Below are 17,686 nucleotides of genomic sequence, written 5' to 3'. Positions count from 1 at the left end.
AGCGAAAAACACATGGGTTATATTTACGTGGTGTTAAAAAATTAACAATCTTTTAAAGAATTATTCTAAGGAAAATTACCTTATTTCTTTACTGAAAATATAAGAAAAAAACATCCTTTTTTTCAGAATAAAAACCTTTTACTTTTTGCAATAAATAACAGATTTTTGAAGGATAATATTGATGAGCATATTAAAGATAAAAAAACTGAGAGAAAACGCTGAGATCCCTTTTCGCGCGACTTTGGGAGCGGCGGGAATGGATCTGTACGCTTGTATCCCTGAAAGTGTGACGATTGAGCCGCATGAGATACGCTTGATTCCGACGGGTATTGCGATCGAGCTTGAGAGCGCCGACTACGTCGCTTATATCTTCGCACGGTCGGGACTCGCGATCAAGCACGGTATCGCTCCCGCTAACTGCGTCGGCGTGATCGACTCCGATTATCGCGGAGAGGTATGTGTGGGACTGGTAAATCAAACGGAACAAAGCTTTACAATCGATCCGAATGAGCGTATCGCGCAGCTGGTGATCTCGCCGGTCGTACTGCCCGAGATCAAGGTCGTCGACGAACTCAGCGACACCGACAGGGGCTCGGGCGGGTTCGGTTCGACGGGAAAACGATAAATCAGCGTGAATATCCCTTTATATCAAGAAAACAGGGCATAATAACCTGTGAGCTATCTATAATAAAAACGAAACCAAAATGATTTTGCGCCCACGGGCGGAAAGGGGACAGACATGTTTTCAAAGGATATAGGAATTGACTTAGGTACTGCGAATACATTGGTTTACATGAAGGGTAAGGGTATCGTCATGCGTGAACCCTCCGTTGTTGCCGTCGACGTCAAGCGCGATATGGTGCTGGCTGTCGGTCATGAGGCAAAGGAGATGATCGGCAGGACCCCCGGGTCGATCGTCGCGATCCGTCCGCTGAAGGACGGCGTGATCGCCGACTTCGAGATCACTGCGACGATGCTCAAGTACTTTATCCGCAGCGTAGTACGCAGCGGACTGTTCAGCAAGCCGCGCATTATTATCTGTATTCCCTCCGGCGTAACCGAGGTCGAGCGCAACGCCGTAGAGGACGCCGCGCGCCAGGCGGGCGGCAAGTATGTCGAGCTGATCGAGGAGCCTATGGCGGCTGCAATCGGCGCAGGTCTGCCGGTGGATGCTCCGGTCGGCAATATGGTCGTCGATATCGGCGGCGGCACCAGCGAGGTCGGTATCGTATCGCTGGGTGATATCGTCGCGTCGTGCTCCGTGCGCGTCGCGGGCGATAAGTTCGACGAGGCGATCGTCAGCTACATCAAAAAGAAGTATAATCTGCTCATCGGTGAGCGAACCGCCGAGGATATCAAGATCACCATCGGCTCCGCTTATCCTTATGAGGGTGAGGGCGCGATGATGGTCAAGGGCCGTAATCTCGTGGACGGTCTGCCGAAGAACATCCGTATCACCGCAGAGGAAGTACGCGAGGCGCTCCGCGATCCGCTGATGACCATAATCGAAGCGATCATGGACACCCTTGAAAAGACTCCCCCTGAGTTATCTGCCGACATTATCGACAACGGTATCATGCTCACCGGCGGCGGCGCGCTGCTCAGGGGTATGGATAAGCTCGTCGAAGAGGAGACCGGTATGCCGGTCAAGGTCGCCGCGCACCCGCTCGACTGTGTTGTCGACGGTACGGGCATGCGCCTCGATCCCAACTTCGTCGCGACGAAGAGAGCGAAGGAATAATCATGCAGGGGACGGCGCCCTCGACGTCCCTTGATTATAGTCAACGTTTTTGTTTATCGGGTCGTCGAGGCGCCGACCCTTACACGTTTTTGATAAGATGAAAGAGTTTTTATCCTCACCAAAAATCAAAATATTCTTATCCGTGCTCTTGGTGCTGATCATGCTGTCGGTGTTCACCCATAACGTGGAGAACAATGTCGTTTCGACGACCTTCAACACCCTGACGTACGGATTGTCGAAGGTCACCGCCGCCGCGTCGCAGGATCAGAGCGAGGAGAAGAGCTACAGCGAGCTGAAATCCGAGAACGAGCTGCTCAACAAGGCGAATCGCGAGCTCAGAGCGCGGCTGATTGATTACTACGACGTCAAGGAAGAGAACACCCGACTCTGGAAGTTCTACGGACTGAAGAAGGAGCACGAGGATTTTTCCCTCATCCCCGCCCGCGCGCTCAGGCGCGACAGCGACGACGAGTTCGGCTCCTTTACGATCGACAAGGGTACCGCTTCGGGTATCAGCGTCGGCAATCCCGTGCTGGGTGAGAACAGCCTGGTCGGCTGGATCTCGGAGGCTGACGCTTATACCGCCAAGGTGGTGACGGTGCTCTCGCCCCAGACCAGCATCGGCGCGATCGATAAGGCGACGGGCGACACAGGGATTATTACCGGATCCGCAAAATTTGCCGAAAACAACCGCACCACCTTCACCAAGCTCAACTCCGAGCACAAGGTCAAGGAGGGGGATATCATCACCTCCGCGGGTACCGCCGGCATCTATCCCAAGAATATCGTGCTGGGCGAGGTCATCGAGATCGGCTACGATACATACGACACCTCTCACTATGCCGTGATCGAGCCGTATGACAATATCAGCAAGATCGTAGACGTGGCGGTGATCACCTCGTATCAGGGTATGGGCGAGATCCTGAGCAAGGAATAATAACGCGACAACTATTAATCGGTTGAGCTTGCCGCGGCGCAGGGTCATGCCCTGCTCCTCACTATGACAATTATTAAAGGAGAGAGGATTTTGTCGGATCGGGCAAATTCATTTTTCAGATATCTGGCTTATGTGATAGAGATCATCGTCGCGTTCGCGCTTTCCACTACCCCGCACTTGCTGCCGGAGATCTTCGGCGCAAAGCCGGTGCTGCCGGTGTGTGTCGCGCTGACCGCGGCGATTTTTGAACGCGAGATAGCCGCGATGCTGATCGGCATGACGGCGGGTATCCTCGCCGATATCAGCTACACCAACAGCATAGGATTGTTTACCATCACGCTGACCGTGGTGTGCTTCATCGTGGGGTATGCCGCCAATAACCTGATCATGGCGAACTTTCCGAACTTCCTGCTGTATGCCGCGGTGACGATCGGCGCGCTGTTCATGCTCTATTATCTGGTGCGTTTCATCATTCCAGGGCTGGATGACGGGTGGCTGTACTTTACCCGCCATCTGATCTCGCGCATGGTACTGACATGGATCTGTACGATCCCGTTTTACTTTCTGAACAAACTGATACAAAAGCGACTGAATCCCGAAGGGTAACATATAATTCAATATTTACGGAGAGGAGGCACGCGCATGAAGCTTTTTCAGAAAAAACCAAATAACAGCGGCTCAGGCTACGATCGGATCGTCAGCGCCAACAGGCGCAGCGGTTCATCGGGAAACAATACCGCGAATGAACAGAAAAAGGATCGCTCCGCTCTGCGGATCGTATTTTGCGCGCTGCTCCTGACGGTGATCTTCCTGTGCTTTGCGGCACGGCTGTTCAACTGGCAGATCATCCACGGCGACGAGTACAAGAAGCTCTCCGCCGCGTCGACCTCTCATACCGTGACCTCCGACGCGACCCGCGGCGAGATCCTCGACGTTAACGGCGTGCCTTACGCCGTGAACGAGACCGCGTATAATGTCGTTATCAATAAGGTTTACTCATCTGATGAAAGCAAGCTGAATCTGATCATCATTGATCTGTTGAATATCCTCAACGAGTGTGGGGAGAAATATATCGACGAGCTGCCGATCTCTCTGCAGGACGGCGCTTTCGTCTTTGACGAAGGCAGCGACGGCGACGTCGAGTACATCGAGTCGTCTGTGATGCTCAATAAGGAGGGGCTGACCGCGGACGAGATCATACAGGGTCTCGCGGAGCGTTACCATGCCGACAATATCGTCGATCCCTTCACCCGACGCGCGGTGATCTCGATACGTTACAATATGGAGAAGAAGGGCTTCTCTTACGAGCAGGTGTATGTGCTTGCCTCCAATGTGAGCAGCGATACCGTATCGGTTGTTTCCGAGCGTACCCAGAATGTGCCTGCGGTCGAGATACGCACGGTCAACGAGCGCGTGATCAAGAACGGCACGGTCATTCCGCATATACTCGGCGTGGTCGGTAAGCTCAACGAGGAAGAGTACGAGGAAAACAAAGATAAGGGCTACAGCATCGACGACAGCATCGGCAAGTTCGGAATCGAAGCGGCGCTGGAGGATTATCTCCGCGGCAAGGCGGGAGAAAAAACCGTCGTATCCGACGCGAACGGCAACATCGTCGGCGAGAAGGAATCCGTCGAGGCAAAACCCGGCGACACCGTTTATCTGACGATCGACACGAACGTGCAGGAGGTCGCTGCTTACTCGCTCGGTAAGAATATCCGCCGTGCGCAGGAGCTCGGTAAGGCGGAGGTCAAGGCCGCCAAGGCATCAAACGCCAAAAAACAGAGCAAGATGGGCGAGGACTGCGTCGCGGGAGCGGCAGTACTGTTGGATGTACGCGACAACTCGGTCATCGCCGCTGTATCGTATCCCGACTTCGATATCTCGCGCTACTACGACCCGGATTACAGCGCGTATCTCTTTGAGAACGAGACGACCCCGCTGTTCAACCGCGCCTTCGACGGTGCGTTCGCTCCCGGCTCGACCTTCAAGCCGTGTGTCGCGACTGCGGCACTGGAGGAGGGCATCATCACGCCTGATACCTCTATCCACTGCTCGGGCGTGTACGATTACTATAAAGATGACGTCGTCCGCTGTCTGGGTATCCACGGCGATATCAAACTCGAGAGCGCGATGGCGCACTCCTGTAACTGTTACTTCGCCGAGGTCGGCAGACGTATCGGCATCACCACCATGTATATGTACGCCGAGAAGCTCGGACTGGGCGCGAAAACCGGCTTAGAGGTCTATGAGGGCACCGGTACGCTGGCGGGCCGCGACTCGACGATGTGGTTCGAGGGCAACACCGTACAGGCGGCGATCGGACAGAGTGATAACGCCTTTACGCCCGTACAGCTCGCGACCTATGTATCGACGATCGCCAATAACGGCGTCCGTTACCGTACCCATCTGGTGCGCAAGATCGTCAACTACGAGCGGGACGAGACCATCCTCTATAACGATCCCGAGAAGCCTGAGATCGTCGCCGAGACCGGCGTATCGGAGCGCAACAATAATCTGGTGCATGAAGCGATGGATCAGGTGCTGAAAACCTATCCCAACACCGAGCGCGCGGGTCGCTACCCGATCGAGATCGCGGCAAAAACCGGTACGGCGGAGAACGCAGGCTCCGACCATAACGTTTTTATCTGTTACGCGCCGTATAAGAAGCCCGAGGTCGCGCTGGCGATCGTCTTTGAACACGGTGCGCGCAGTTATCTGCCGCAGGAGACGGCGTGCGATATCCTCGACGCCTACTTCTACAAAAAAACCCTCAAGGAAGTCAAGAAAAGCTCGTGGGATTTCAGCTGATACGTATAAAAATTGGTTAAAAGTAGTAAAAGCAATTAATAAAAATAAGATAGACATCATGTTTTTGGTGATTGTGTCTAAATTTCATATTTACAATTCTACAAAAAGAGCAGCTTGTTTGAGTTGCTCTTTTTTTCTTTTTGTGCTACAATACAAATGAGGTATTATCAAAATGAGTGAAGTGATAGTAGTAGCCTCCGGTAAAGGCGGAACAGGCAAAACCACTGTTTGTGCCGGGTTGGCGGCGGCTCTTGCTAAAAACAAAAAAAGAGTATTGATCATAGACTGTGACAGCGGGATGCGCGGCGTCGATATGGTGCTGGGTATCTCCGACAGATTGGTATATGACTTTGCCGATGTTGTCAGCGGCGCTTGTGAGCCAAAAGAAGCGCTGTATCAGATCGACGGCGATTTTGAGCTGTACACGATCGCGGCTCCGCTGTATGCTGATGATGAAGTCAGTCCCTCACTGGTCAAGAACTTTGTCGACAAGGTACGCGATGATTTCGATTACATCCTGATCGATTCGCCTGCCGGCACCGGCACCGGCTTCGTTGCCGCCGCGGCGAGCGCCGACAGAGCGCTCTTGGTCATCAACCCCGAGCCTATCAGCATCCGCGGCTGTAAAAATATCGGCTACCGCTTAGAGGAGCTGGGAATCTCCGACCGCAGGCTGATCATCAACCGCTTCGACCGCGAGCGCTTCTTTAAGATGGGTCTGTACAAGGACCTTGACGAGGTGATCGATGAGGCGGGCGTACGGCTGATCGGCGTCATCCCCGAGGATATCCGCGTGATCGCCCTCGCCCAAAGAGGTGCGCTGACCAACAACTGGTCACAGACAGGGATCATCTTTGAAACCATTGTCAAGCGTCTGGAGGGCGTCGATGTTCCGATCATTATCAAAAATTCGTAGAATTTAGTATAAGCTTACTGTAATTGCCTTTGTAAATGACTAATGGAGGTGCGTGTATGAACATAGCGATTATTGCACATGACGAGAAGAAAGAGTTGATGGTACAATTCTGTATCGCTTACTGCGGCGTATTGAGCAGAAACAAGATGTGTGCGACCGGAACCACCGGCAAGATGGTTGCTGAGGCGACCGGTCTGGAGATCCAGACCTTCCTGGGCGGCTCTCAGGGCGGCGACCAGCAGATCGCCGCGCGTATCGCCTGCAACGAGATCGATATGCTGATCTTCTTCCGCGATCCGCTGACGCCCAAGCCGCATGAGCCGAACGATATGAACCTGCTTCGCCTGTGTGATATGCACAATATCCCTGTCGCTACCAACATCGCTACCGCCGAGGTGCTGATCCACGGTCTGGAGCGCGGCGACCTCGACTGGAGAGATATCGTCAGATAACCCGAATCATAAAAATGACCCGCAGCGGTTTGTTCCGCTGCGGGTTTTTTGCATCTTTATTGTTTTTCAAGATCGCTGTACCGGGTTATTCGTCGTCAGTGGGGATGACGGGGAGGATGAAGTAGAAGTCGGAGCCTTCGCCTACCTTGGAGGCGACGCCGAAGTCGGCGTCATGGGCGAGCAGAATATTCTTGACGATGCTGAGCCCCAGACCCGTGCCTACCTTGGCGCGGCGGTGTTCTTTATCGACGCGGTAGTAGCGATCCCAGATATAGTCGAGCTTATCCTTGGGGATGCCTTCGCCGTGATCGATGACGTCGACCCGCACCCTGTCGTCCTTGACGGTCTGGCGCACGATGACGGTCTTGTCGTCGCCGATATAGTTGATGGCGTTGTTGATCAAGTTATAAAGCACCTGCGTCATGCGCAGCTCGTCGCCCATGATGAACACCTCGCCGTCATGCTCGAAGATGATGTTCAGCCCATCACTCTCGATGAGCTTGGTGTAGCGGGAGAAGATACTCTTGATGCAGTTAGTGAGGGAGAAGGGCGTCTGCTTGATATCCGCTGTACCGCTTTGCAGACGGGAGATATCGAGCAGGTCGGTGACCAGCGAGTTGAGACGGTTCGCCTCATCGATGATGATCTGGATGTTCTCGGGAGTCATCTCGCCGGGCAGGTCGCGCATGACCTCGCTGTAGCCGGTGATCATGGTCAGCGGCGTGCGCAGGTCGTGAGAGATATTGGAGATCAGCTCCTTTTGGAGCGAATCGACCTTTTTGAGTTCCTGTGCGGCATAGCTCAAGGTGGCGTTGAGCTCAGTGATCTCGCGGTAACGTCCGCCCTCGAAGGCAACGTCATAATCCTGATGGGCGAGGGACTTCGCCTTCTCGTTGGTGTCGGAGATCGGCTTTGCGATCAGCTTGCCGACAAAGATCGCGACAATAATGCTCAGCGCGACGATCACGACGGTCATGATGATCAGCTGATAGCGCAGGGTCTCGACGACGCTGGTAACGGGGGTGATCTCGCTCTCTACGATCACGAGATGTTCGCCGTCCTCACCGGGAACGATCCTCGCGTAAGCAAGGGTCTGGACGCTCTCGCGCTCGAGCGCCGGTTCATGCATGATGATATCCATACGTGCCTCGTCGTTGGTCGCGCCGATGAAGCGCTGGGAGTGCATCTCGAAATGCCGCTCCTTACCAACCGCGGTGATCGTGGAGTAAGAGCCGTTATTCGCCTTCGCCTGCTTATACAGGTCATATACCGTGTTCATGGAGATATCGGGGCGGAAATCGGGACGGGACTGGGTGGCATAGATGCAGGAGAAGATCGAATCGGTCGTGTCGTACAGCCCGACAGTCATGGCGTTCTGCTCCTCGATGTCGGTGATCAGATCGCTGAGGTTTTCCGCGTCGATATGATCGGACAGGGAGTTCGCACAGGACTTGACCTGAGAGGTCTTGATGGTTTTGTAGAAGGATTCGAGGAAGACCGTCTGGAACACCCACAGTACCGCGAGCAGCAGTACCGAAAAAATCAGGAATCCGATCGCGAGATGAAACCGCAGCGGGTATTTTTTCGTATTATGTTTCAAAACGATAACCAACTCCTCTGAGGGTGACGATCAGCGAGGCGTACTCGCCGAGGCTCTTTCGAAGCAGCTTGATATGGGTGTCGAGGGTACGGTCGTCGCCGAAGAAGTCATAGCCCCAGACTTTGGAGATCAGCTGTTCACGGGTGAGGGCGATGCCCTTGTTGTTGACCATGTAGAACAGCAGCTCATATTCACGGGGGGTCAGCTGGACGCGCTCGCCGTCGACCGTAACGACGCGGGCGGCGAAGTCGATGCTCAGTCCCTTGTAGGTGAAGCGGCTCTTGCCGTCGTCCTTCTTATCGGTTCCCGAGCGGCGGAGCACAGCGCCGACGCGCATCATCAGCTCCTTGGGGGAGAACGGCTTGACCACATAATCGTCGACGCCGACCTCGAAGCCGGTCAGCCGATCGTATTCCTCGCCCTTGGCGGAGAGCATGATCACGGGCGTGTTGGTGAAACGGCGCAGGCGCGAAACCGCCTCGAAGCCGTCCATCACGGGCATCATGATATCCATGATGATGAGGTCGTACTCGTTATTGCGGCATTTCAGCACCGCCTGTTCGCCGTCCTCAGCCTCGTCGACCTCGTGACCCTCGTATATGGCATATTTCTTGATGAGCTCGCGGATGCGGAACTCGTCGTCAACGATCAGCAGTTTACTCATGTTATCCCCTCGCATTATTCATTGTCGTTGTATGGTCTTGTTAAGATTTTTGCAATCTCAATCTGTTTTTCATTATTATCATAACTGCCGAATGTGACGGCTGTATGATAAAATGATTACAGTTCCATTATAAATGAGATTTTCTGTTCCTGCAAGTGCTTTGATAAAAACAAAGCACCCTTGACGTGTGCCAAAGGTGCCCGGATATTCGCAATAGATCAGAAGCCGATGTCCTCGGGGGATTCTTCATCGGTGTTTTCGGGGATGACCGCTTCCTTAACCTCTTCAACAACATCCTCAGCCTTCTCAGCGACGGTCTCGGCGGCTTCTTCAACAGCCTCTTCGGCTGCATCCTTTGCCTCGTCAAGCTTCTCCTGCTCGGCGGCGATCAGTTCCTCGACCTCGCCGTTCCTTTCGAGGTTGAAGCGCTCCCTGACGTTGTCAACGGTATCGGCAGCCTTATCCTTGAACTCTGCAGCAGTTGCCTTCGCCTTCTCGGACAGGTCGGCTGCGGTCGCCTTTGCCTTATCAAACGCCTCGGCGCCCTTCTCCTTCGCTGCCTGTGCGGCAACGGAAGCCTTCTCCGCCATCGCCTTAGCAAGCTTCTCGGCGTTCTCGGAGCGGATCTTGGTATCGTTCTGGATGTTGAGCAGCTCGACGTATTTGATAGACGCCTTGCTGATGCGATCGGAGGCAGCATCGATCACGGCGCAGATCGCCTCGTTCTCAGCGGTGGTGCCTTCGCGCAGATTATCATAAAAGTAGCGGCCCAGCTCGATATACGCCTGGTCGCGGGTCGCGGAATCGGATTTGATCAGACCTTTGATGTGGTTGAGCTGAACTCTGAGGCGATTCTTCTCCGCTACGGAAGAAGCGATCTCAGAGACCGTATCGCTGACAAACTCCAATCCGCACTTGATGTTGTTTTTAATATCCATAATTTCCTACCTCCGAATCATTATATATCAGTATTATCGCATTATTTAAGCAGAAAATCAATAACAAATTGCAAAAGTATGATAAATAATTTGCATTTCTGATAAAATATGTTATTATTGTAGGAGAAATGATTTCGAAAAGCGAAGTGATTTGATGTCAAACGTGATCTCTAAAGAAGTGACCTGTCCGAGATGTAACCACACCTCGAGCGCTCATTTATTTATCAGCATCAACGCGACCAACGACCCTCAATTCAAGCGTGACCTGCTCTCGGGTCAGCTGCTCAGCTACAAATGCCCCGACTGCGGATATGAGGGCAGGTATATGTATCCCCTGCTGTATAATGATATGAAGCACCGCTTCATGGTATACCTGATCCCGCAGATCGACCGCTTCCAACTGGAGGATCGCGCGCTGGAGGATGACTACCGGAATCTCAAGGGGATCCAGAAGCGCATCACCGCTGACTTCAACTCGATGAAGGAGAAGATCTTCGTCTTTGAATCGGGGCTCGACGATATGGCGGTAGAGCTGACCAAGTACGCCATCAGCGAGATGGTTGCGAAGAAGTATGAGCTCGGAAGAGTGACCGAGGGATACCTGACGATGTATAACCGCGAGGCGAACACCATCGGCTTCACCTTCTTTATCGGCGAGGACAGCGAGCCGTTCGTACAGAGCGCGCGGCTCGAGATCTATCGCAAGAGCATGAAGATCGTCAACGCGATCTGCGGCAACGACAAGAAGCTCAGTGGCTTCATCAAGATCGACCGCGAGTGGGCGGAGAATACACTCTTCCGTTATAAACGCGTTAAGAGCGGGAGATAAACATAGCATAAAACGACGGACTGACCCGGGAGGGATCAGTCCGTTTTTTGATTATGGGATATGTCTGACCGCAGGGCGATAAGCCTCGCCCGATGATTCGATACAAAGCCCGATATCGGGTCGCTTCGCGAACGGGCTGAATGAATTCAGCCCCTACATAAGGTTGTGCAAGGTCTATCGTAGGGGCGACCATCGGTCGCCCGCGAATGACGGGCGTTATCCATTTCGAAAAGGTCGGATAGGGTACACAACTCCCTGCAGCAGCGGGCGGTCAATGACCGCCCCTACGACTTTAAGCTACCCGATCACAGACTCTTGATATCCTCGCCTTTGACCAGGGCGTGAGTGCCTTCGATCAGGCTGTCGATATACGCCTTGCTCGCGGTACCTGCCGCGGTACCGTTGAGCTCGACAGGATACTGGGCAGAGCCAGCGTCATAGACGACGACGGTATCGGGCTCTCTGCCGGTGGTGTAGCTCAGGGTGAAGCGCATGAGTTCGCTGCCGGAGCCCGCTGACTCGCCCGTGTTACGAATACCGGTAAGATTCTGGTAAAAGACGGAGAAGTTCGCGTCGCTCAGGGCGGTATCACCGACCTTGGCGGTGGTCACGGTGACTTCCTCATCCTCGCCGTCCTCCGTCCGGGAGGTATCGGTCCTCTGGGTGACGTCGATGGTGTAGCTCTGACCACCGGCCGAGAAGTCGATGCGGCTCAAAGCGGTCTTCTTCGCGGGGAGAACCGTCTCAGGCATCAGGTCCTCCACGCTTGTGCGTGCCCAGCTGACCGCGGCAAGCTGGATGGAATAAATAATGTTTTTATCGGGATTATAGAGACTGACCAGCCCGTCGTCTCCGGGAGCGGAAGCGTAGAGGGTGATGGTCGCGTCGGAGTAGGTCGCGGTGACCTTGGCGTATGGATCGGCGACGCCGTAGGAGCTCATCTGACCGCTGCTCGGATTTACGCAGAGCACCTCCTCGGCATACAGACCGCGCACGGCATTGACGACGTCTGCGCTCTCGGTCTCCTTAGCAAACATTCTGCGCGGCGAGGTAACGATGTACTGAGCGTCGATCGCCTCATCGGTGTTGGGAACGATGGTGATATCCTGAGAGTAACGGCTGCCGGAGATGGTCATGCTCTTGAGCGCTAAGGTCTCGGTATCCTCGGCGTTCGCGGTGATCTCGTGATCGATGAGATCGTTGACGCTGTACATCAGCGCGGTGACCTTGTCGTTCGAGATCAGGTAGACCGCGTTGCTGTCGCCGAAGGAGATGTAGGTGCCCGCTTCGGCCGCTGCCTGATTACCTACGCGCAAGGTAGCGGTGGTCTTGTCGTGATAGGTGATGTGCGCGGTAGCGCGGGGCTTATCGAGACCGAAGTCGGCGGGCTTGCCGTTCGGGGAAATGATTTCTATGAACTCGACCTCAGCGCAGGCGGTGGCGACTTCGTCGGCGACGCCCTTTTGCAGCGCGACGTTATCAAAGCCTTCGAGGGTGTAAACGGTCGCTTCGCCCTCGGGCGTGTAGGAGTTGACGGTGAAGGAGCCCTTGGCGTTTTCGACCTTGATAGACTTGATATCGGCGGGGACGTATTCCAGGAGCTTGCCGGAGCCGTTCTTGACGATCTCGCCCTTTTCGTCGACGTCGACCTCGGCTTCGTGTTCGCCCTTCTCGTTGACTGTAGCGGTGATCTCGGCGGGCGTGGTAAGCGCCTCGTCGGCGGTAGAGCCCTGTACGGTGCGGCTTCGGGTAAAGATCAGGAGAAGGATCAGTCCGACGACCGCAACGGCGGCGATCACGATGATCAGCACGCGCTTGTTGAGCTTGCCGGTCTTGACGGGCTTTGTTTCCTTTTGTTCCCGGTTAAGGAAGCTTTCGAGTGCGTCATCAACGTCGTTTTCGGGCGTGGCGGCGGGTTCCTCGGGATTGATGATTTTTTCTTTATTCTCAGACATCAGCGGAACCTCCTGCGAATCCAGATAACGATACCCGCCAAGAGTACGGCGATCGGGATGATGTAGCGAACAAGAATCGAGGGGAAGACGATATCATTCACGGAGGTGAGTCCGAGGCTGTTGGCGGCGGGATTCTTACCCTCAATAACGATACTCACATTCTCGCGCTCACAGAGCGTGTTGAAGAGATTGACAAAATATGCGGCATTGTTGTAAGCGGGGGAGGAGATATAAGAGGAGGTCATCGCGTCATAGGAGCCGATAACAACTACGGACGAGCTCTTGCCGTCGGTGGTGCCGTCGTTGCGCTTACCGATCGCGACGCCGTTCAGCTTCTCTGCCTTGGGATCGAATTTTTCTGCTTCTTCCTCGGTGAGATCCTTCGGGAAGAAGATCGCTTTATCGGTGGAGGTAAGGAGCGGGGTAGCTACGGTATCGTCGGTGATGTTGACAGGCATTGTCAGACTCATGACTACGGGGATCTTGGTGCTGCGGAGCTCCTTCTTGAAGGTCTGGTCCTCATCGGCATAGTCCATGATGGAGATATAGTGGTTGTAGCCGGGGATCAGATGATCGTTAGCGTTCTCATAGATATAGCCGTTGCGCAGCTCCATACCATAGTCGGCGATGAGCGCGTTGAGGTTGGGGTAATCACTCAGATCGTGCTGATCGTTCGGGAAGTAGAACAGGTTGTGTCCGTACTGGTCGCCGTTATTCAGCCAATCGGTGAGCTTCTTGTAGGTGTCGCTGTCGATATCGACCTCGGGGTCGTAGATGATGACAAACTCGCTGTCGGCGGAGATCTTACCGTTCAAAAGGCTGACGGTCTCTACCTCGAAGGCGTTGTTTTCGAGCAGCTTGGTGAAGGCGGTCATCTCCTGCTCGCCCTGTCCGCTGAGCAGGGTCACCTTGGTCTTGTTCTCGGCGGTGACGTTCATGATCGCGGTCATGATCGACTGCTCAACGTGCTGGCCGTTGATGACATAGGTGCCGTAGTACTGGTACTGCTGCTCGTCATAGCTGAACATATCCGTCAAGTCGATAGCGCGGTAGTTGTCGCCGCTGACCACCAGCGCGATATGGCTCTCCGTCCAGTTGATGTTCGGATAATCCTTGGTAAAGGTCGGGTTAGAGGTCAGGTCGACGTAATGCAGGTCGATATGATCGGAGCAGTTGACGATAGCATGCACGAGCTTGTTTGCCTGGATAAAGTAGCGGTAGTTGGTGCTGTCACCGCTCTCGAAGTTCGCTTCGGTCTGCAGAATATAGATGGTGACGTCCTTGTCGATCGAGGAGGCGAACTCCTCGGTCTCGGGCTGCAGCTTGAAGGAGCTGTTTTCGGTCACGTCGATATAGAGGGGGTGAGTGTTGGTAACTGCCGCCAGTACGAGGTTCACCAGTACGACGGCGGCGATGACCAGTGCGGTCAGCGCGATCGCCGCGGCACCGCGGCGGGTGCTGCGTGCTTTGAAAAAGCCCTTGAAGCCCTTTTTCTCGGAGGTTTTCTTCTCGTTATTCATCGTGTACCTCCTTAGCTCCAGCGGCGCTTCTCAAACACTCTCACACACAGGAACAGGAAGATCCCGATCACGGAGAGGAAGAACACGACGCTTGTCAGATTGATGATGCCGTTGATGAAGTTGGTGAAATGAGCATCGAATGAAATATTATGTAAAATACCGGTCAGCCACTCAACATTGAGCATGTTGGAAAGAGAGTCGATCATATAGATGAATAAACCGACGCCGATCGAGATTACGACGGCAATGACCTGACTCTCGGTCAGAGCGGAGATAAACAGGTCGATCGCAATCAGCGCGCCGCCCATGAGCAGCATGCCGAGCAGGGTACTGCACAGTACCGCCCAGTCAGGCGTGCCGTAGAACATCAGGATGACCGCATAGAACAGGTAGACCGCGTTGCACAGACAGTAGAGAATGAACGCGCCGAAAAACTTACCCAGCACGATCTCGGTCAGGCTGACCGGAGCGGTCAGGAGCGCCTGATCGGTTTTTTGCTTTTTTTCCTCGCTGAAGCTGCGCATCGTGATGATCGGGATGATCAGCATGACAATCATCAGCATGCTCAAAAAGACGTAGTTCATCGAGGCGGTATTGCACAAAAGGCAGTACATGTAAAAGAACAGTCCGGAGAAAAAGTAGAATACAGCGAGGACGATATAGCCGATCGCCGAGTTAAAGTAAGAGCTGAGCTCACGTTTGATGATCGCACCCATCAGTCCGCACCTCCTTCGGTCAGTTTGAGGAAGCTCTCCTCCAGGGTCAGGTTGCCCGAGCGCATCATCAGGATGGGGCAGCCCGCCTTGGCGAGGACATTGAAGATACCGCGGCGCACATCGACGCCGCTCTCATACTCGACGGTATAGTTGTTACCGGCGGCTTTTGATACACGCTTGACGCCGTCTACGGTACCGATCGCCTCGCGTACGGTGCTGACGGCGCCCTCGACCTCGAGCGCGAGGATACCCTCGCCGCTGATGCTCTCGCTGAGCTTGTCTGTCGCGGCGTCGGCGACGATCTTTCCGTTGTTAATCATGACAATGCGGTCGCATACGGCGGAAACCTCGCTGAGTACATGGGATGAGAAGATGATGGTGTGCTTCTTGCCGAGCGACTTGATCAGCTTGCGGATGTCGATGATCTGCTTGGGATCGAGACCGACGGTGGGCTCGTCCAGGATCAGTACGGGCGGATTGCCCAGCAGCGCCGCCGCCAGACCTACGCGCTGGCGGTAGCCTTTAGAGAGGTTGCGGATGACGCGGCTCTCGACGTCGCTGATTTTGACGATGGTCATGACCTCGGCGATATGCTCCTTCTTCGGCAGCTTGACCTTTTTGAGGTCAAAGATAAACTCGAGGTAGCGGCGTACCGTCATATCGACGTACAGCGGGGGGATCTCGGGTAGATAGCCGATCTTCGCCTTCGCCTGCTTCGGATGTTCGAGAATATCCACGCCGTCGATCAGGACGGTTCCCTCACCGGCGCTAAGATAGCCGGTGATGATGTTCATGGTGGTGCTTTTACCGGCGCCGTTGGGACCTAAGAGCCCTACGACCTCACCGCTGTCGGCGGTAAAGCTGATGTCGTCCAGCGCCTTGACCGAGCCGTACCGCTTGGTCACATGTTGTACTTCAATCATGCTGTATCTCCTATCTTTTAAGATTTCAATATAAATCCAATCTACATTATATCACACCATATATCGGGAATCCAGTAAAATAATTGTAAACTAAAAGTGATGGTAATGTGAAAACGCGGCTTGAAAAAACGTTCGGTTTGTAGTAACATGATAAGTAATATATGTATCAGCTTGTAGGGGCGAGCATTGCTCGCCCGCGAATAACGGGCGTTATCCGTATCGAAAACGTCAGATATGGTTCACAGCTCCCTGCGACAGCGGGCGGTCAATGACCGCCCCTACGGCGGAGTGACATCGCAGGGTGGGTGGTACCCCCGTTGGAGGGAATGTCCGAAGGACAAGGGGGAGCTGTCTCAGGCGAGGAATGCTCCTGCAAAGCGTTGGTTCCAAATGATGTTCCCCTGTGATAATAAAACCAAAAGGAGCGATAGGATGCTCAAGCAGTATTTAGAGGTCGGCAAGATCGTCGGCACACACGGGATCCGCGGAGAGATGCGCGTGGAGTGCTGGGCGAATTCTCCCGAATTTCTCAAAAAATTCAAAAAGCTGTATCTGGACGAAGGGAAAACGGCGCTTTCCGTTTCCTGTCGTCCGCATAAGAATATCGCGCTGATGACCGTGAAGGGCGTCGAGACCATCGAAGCCGCCGACCGGATGCGCGGGAAGGTGTTGTATATCGATCGCAACGATGTAAAGCTCTCTGAGGGCGAGCATTTCGTGCAGGATATCATCGGACTTTCCGTGACCGACGCGGATAACGGAACGGTCTACGGTACAGTCAAGGATGTACTCAAGACCGGCTCCAACGATGTATATGAGATGGCGGACACGTCCGGCAAGCTCTTCTACATTCCCGTCATCCCCGATATCATGGCGGGCTTTGACTTCGACAAGGGCGCGGTGTATATCCATCCCATGAAAGGACTGTTCGACGATGAGGATTGACCTGATCACGCTGTTCCCCGAGATGTGCGAGGCGGTGCTTTCCGAGAGCATCATCGGCAGAGCGCGCCGCTCGGGCGCGATCGAGATCAACTGTCACCAGCTGCGGGATTTTGCTTTCGACAAGCACCGCCGCGTAGATGACTCCACCTACGGCGGCGGGATGGGGATGCTGATGCTCGCGGAGCCGATCGCGCTCTGCTTCGAGCATATCTGTGAAGAAGTCGGTGAGAAGCCGCACTTCATCTACCTGTCGCCCAAGGGCAAGGTGCTGACCCAGCAGAAGCTCAAGGAGCTCTCAGCGCAGGAGAATATCTGCCTTTTATGCGGTCATTATGAGGGCGTCGATCAGCGGGTGTTGGATATGTATGTCGATGAGGAAATCTCGATCGGCGACTATGTGCTCACCGGAGGGGAGCTTCCGGCGCTGGTGCTGACAGATTCGCTTGCGCGGCTCCAGCCCGGGGTACTCAGCGACGATGAGTGCTTCGAGATGGAGAGCCATTACGACGGATTGCTCGAATATCCCCAGTACACCAAGCCGAAGGTCTGGCGCGGGGTGGACATCCCCGAGGTGCTGTTCACCGGACATCACGAGAATATCCGTAAATGGCGAAGAGAGCAGAGCGTTATCGTAACCGCCGAAAAGCGTCCTGACATGCTCGATAAAGCGACTCTGACCGATAAGGAACGACAGCTTGCGGAACAGATCATTTCTGACAAAAATCATGCAGAAGAACGC

The 17,686-nt window shown here is 54.2% G+C and carries 17 protein-coding genes; 10 read left to right on the top strand and 7 right to left on the bottom strand.

What is annotated here, in order from left to right:
• The first annotated feature begins 181 nt into the window (after positions 1-181).
• From dut to JKK62_RS09670, 7 genes are all read left to right on the top strand, one after another.
• Positions 182-625 (top strand): dUTP diphosphatase, encoded by a 444-nt coding sequence (gene dut, locus JKK62_RS09700; RefSeq protein ID WP_201427718.1) that lies wholly within the window; start codon positions 182-184, stop codon positions 623-625.
• A 114-nt stretch (positions 626-739) separates the two neighbouring features.
• Complete coding sequence (locus JKK62_RS09695; RefSeq protein WP_201427717.1) at positions 740-1,741, top strand: rod shape-determining protein; 1,002 nt, start codon at positions 740-742, stop codon at positions 1,739-1,741.
• Between the two features lie 97 nt (positions 1,742-1,838).
• Entirely contained in the window at positions 1,839-2,678 is an 840-nt protein-coding gene (gene mreC, locus JKK62_RS09690) for a rod shape-determining protein MreC (RefSeq protein ID WP_201427716.1), read from the top strand.
• A gap of 90 nt (positions 2,679-2,768) precedes the next feature.
• Positions 2,769-3,284: a rod shape-determining protein MreD gene (mreD, locus tag JKK62_RS09685; RefSeq protein ID WP_201427715.1), complete on the top strand. Its 516-nt coding sequence runs from the start codon at positions 2,769-2,771 to the stop codon at positions 3,282-3,284.
• A gap of 36 nt (positions 3,285-3,320) precedes the next feature.
• Positions 3,321-5,489, top strand: a complete 2,169-nt coding sequence (locus JKK62_RS09680; RefSeq protein ID WP_201427714.1) for a penicillin-binding transpeptidase domain-containing protein — start codon at positions 3,321-3,323, stop codon at positions 5,487-5,489.
• A gap of 172 nt (positions 5,490-5,661) precedes the next feature.
• On the top strand, positions 5,662-6,405 hold the full coding sequence (locus JKK62_RS09675) for a nucleotide-binding protein (RefSeq protein WP_201427713.1): 744 nt from the start codon (positions 5,662-5,664) through the stop codon (positions 6,403-6,405).
• Between the two features lie 56 nt (positions 6,406-6,461).
• Positions 6,462-6,857, top strand: coding sequence for a methylglyoxal synthase (locus JKK62_RS09670; protein ID WP_201427712.1), 396 nt, complete (start codon positions 6,462-6,464; stop codon positions 6,855-6,857).
• An 85-nt stretch (positions 6,858-6,942) separates the two neighbouring features.
• Here the strand turns inward: JKK62_RS09670 and JKK62_RS09665 are convergent, their stop codons facing one another.
• The 3 genes from JKK62_RS09665 to JKK62_RS09655 all read right to left on the bottom strand — a co-directional run bounded on the left by JKK62_RS09665 (position 6,943) and on the right by JKK62_RS09655 (position 10,059).
• On the bottom strand, positions 6,943-8,457 hold the full coding sequence (locus tag JKK62_RS09665) for a sensor histidine kinase (RefSeq protein WP_201427711.1): 1,515 nt from the start codon (positions 8,455-8,457) through the stop codon (positions 6,943-6,945).
• Complete coding sequence (locus JKK62_RS09660; protein ID WP_201427710.1) at positions 8,447-9,121, bottom strand: response regulator transcription factor; 675 nt, start codon at positions 9,119-9,121, stop codon at positions 8,447-8,449. Before JKK62_RS09660 ends, JKK62_RS09665 begins: the two co-directional genes overlap by 11 nt.
• Before the next feature lie 218 nt (positions 9,122-9,339).
• Complete coding sequence (locus JKK62_RS09655; protein ID WP_201427709.1) at positions 9,340-10,059, bottom strand: hypothetical protein; 720 nt, start codon at positions 10,057-10,059, stop codon at positions 9,340-9,342.
• Positions 10,060-10,213: 154 nt separating this feature from the next.
• Between JKK62_RS09655 and JKK62_RS09650 the strand changes: the two genes are divergently transcribed.
• Positions 10,214-10,888 (top strand): CpXC domain-containing protein, encoded by a 675-nt coding sequence (locus tag JKK62_RS09650; protein ID WP_201427708.1) that lies wholly within the window; start codon positions 10,214-10,216, stop codon positions 10,886-10,888.
• A gap of 305 nt (positions 10,889-11,193) precedes the next feature.
• On the opposite strand, the gene JKK62_RS09645 is transcribed toward JKK62_RS09650, so the two are convergent.
• From JKK62_RS09645 to JKK62_RS09630, 4 genes are read right to left on the bottom strand one after another with little or no spacing between them, the layout of a single operon-like run.
• Positions 11,194-12,843 carry a DUF4340 domain-containing protein gene (locus JKK62_RS09645; protein ID WP_201427707.1) on the bottom strand — a complete coding sequence of 550 codons (1,650 nt, stop codon included), beginning with the start codon at positions 12,841-12,843 and terminating at the stop codon, positions 11,194-11,196.
• The gene (locus tag JKK62_RS09640) at positions 12,843-14,363 is read right to left on the bottom strand and encodes a motility-associated ABC transporter substrate-binding family protein (RefSeq protein WP_201427706.1); all 1,521 of its coding nucleotides are present in this window, start codon (positions 14,361-14,363) and stop codon (positions 12,843-12,845) included. Before JKK62_RS09640 ends, JKK62_RS09645 begins: the two co-directional genes overlap by 1 nt.
• Before the next feature lie 11 nt (positions 14,364-14,374).
• Entirely contained in the window at positions 14,375-15,079 is a 705-nt protein-coding gene (locus tag JKK62_RS09635; protein WP_201427705.1) for an ABC-2 transporter permease, read from the bottom strand.
• Entirely contained in the window at positions 15,079-16,002 is a 924-nt protein-coding gene (locus JKK62_RS09630; protein WP_201427704.1) for an ATP-binding cassette domain-containing protein, read from the bottom strand. The genes JKK62_RS09635 and JKK62_RS09630 overlap by 1 nt, the downstream gene beginning before the upstream one ends.
• Positions 16,003-16,434: 432 nt before the next feature.
• Between JKK62_RS09630 and rimM the strand changes: the two genes are divergently transcribed.
• Positions 16,435-16,947: a ribosome maturation factor RimM gene (gene rimM, locus JKK62_RS09625; RefSeq protein ID WP_201427703.1), complete on the top strand. Its 513-nt coding sequence runs from the start codon at positions 16,435-16,437 to the stop codon at positions 16,945-16,947.
• Positions 16,937-17,686, top strand: a 750-nt coding sequence (trmD, locus tag JKK62_RS09620; protein WP_201427702.1) for a tRNA (guanosine(37)-N1)-methyltransferase TrmD, incomplete at its 3' end; no start/stop codon positions are given. The genes rimM and trmD, both read left to right, overlap by 11 nt.

Source organism: Ruminococcus difficilis, from assembly GCF_016680995.1.
The sequence above is the reverse complement of the archived record's forward strand: the minus strand, read 5'-3'. Positions and strand labels throughout refer to the sequence as shown.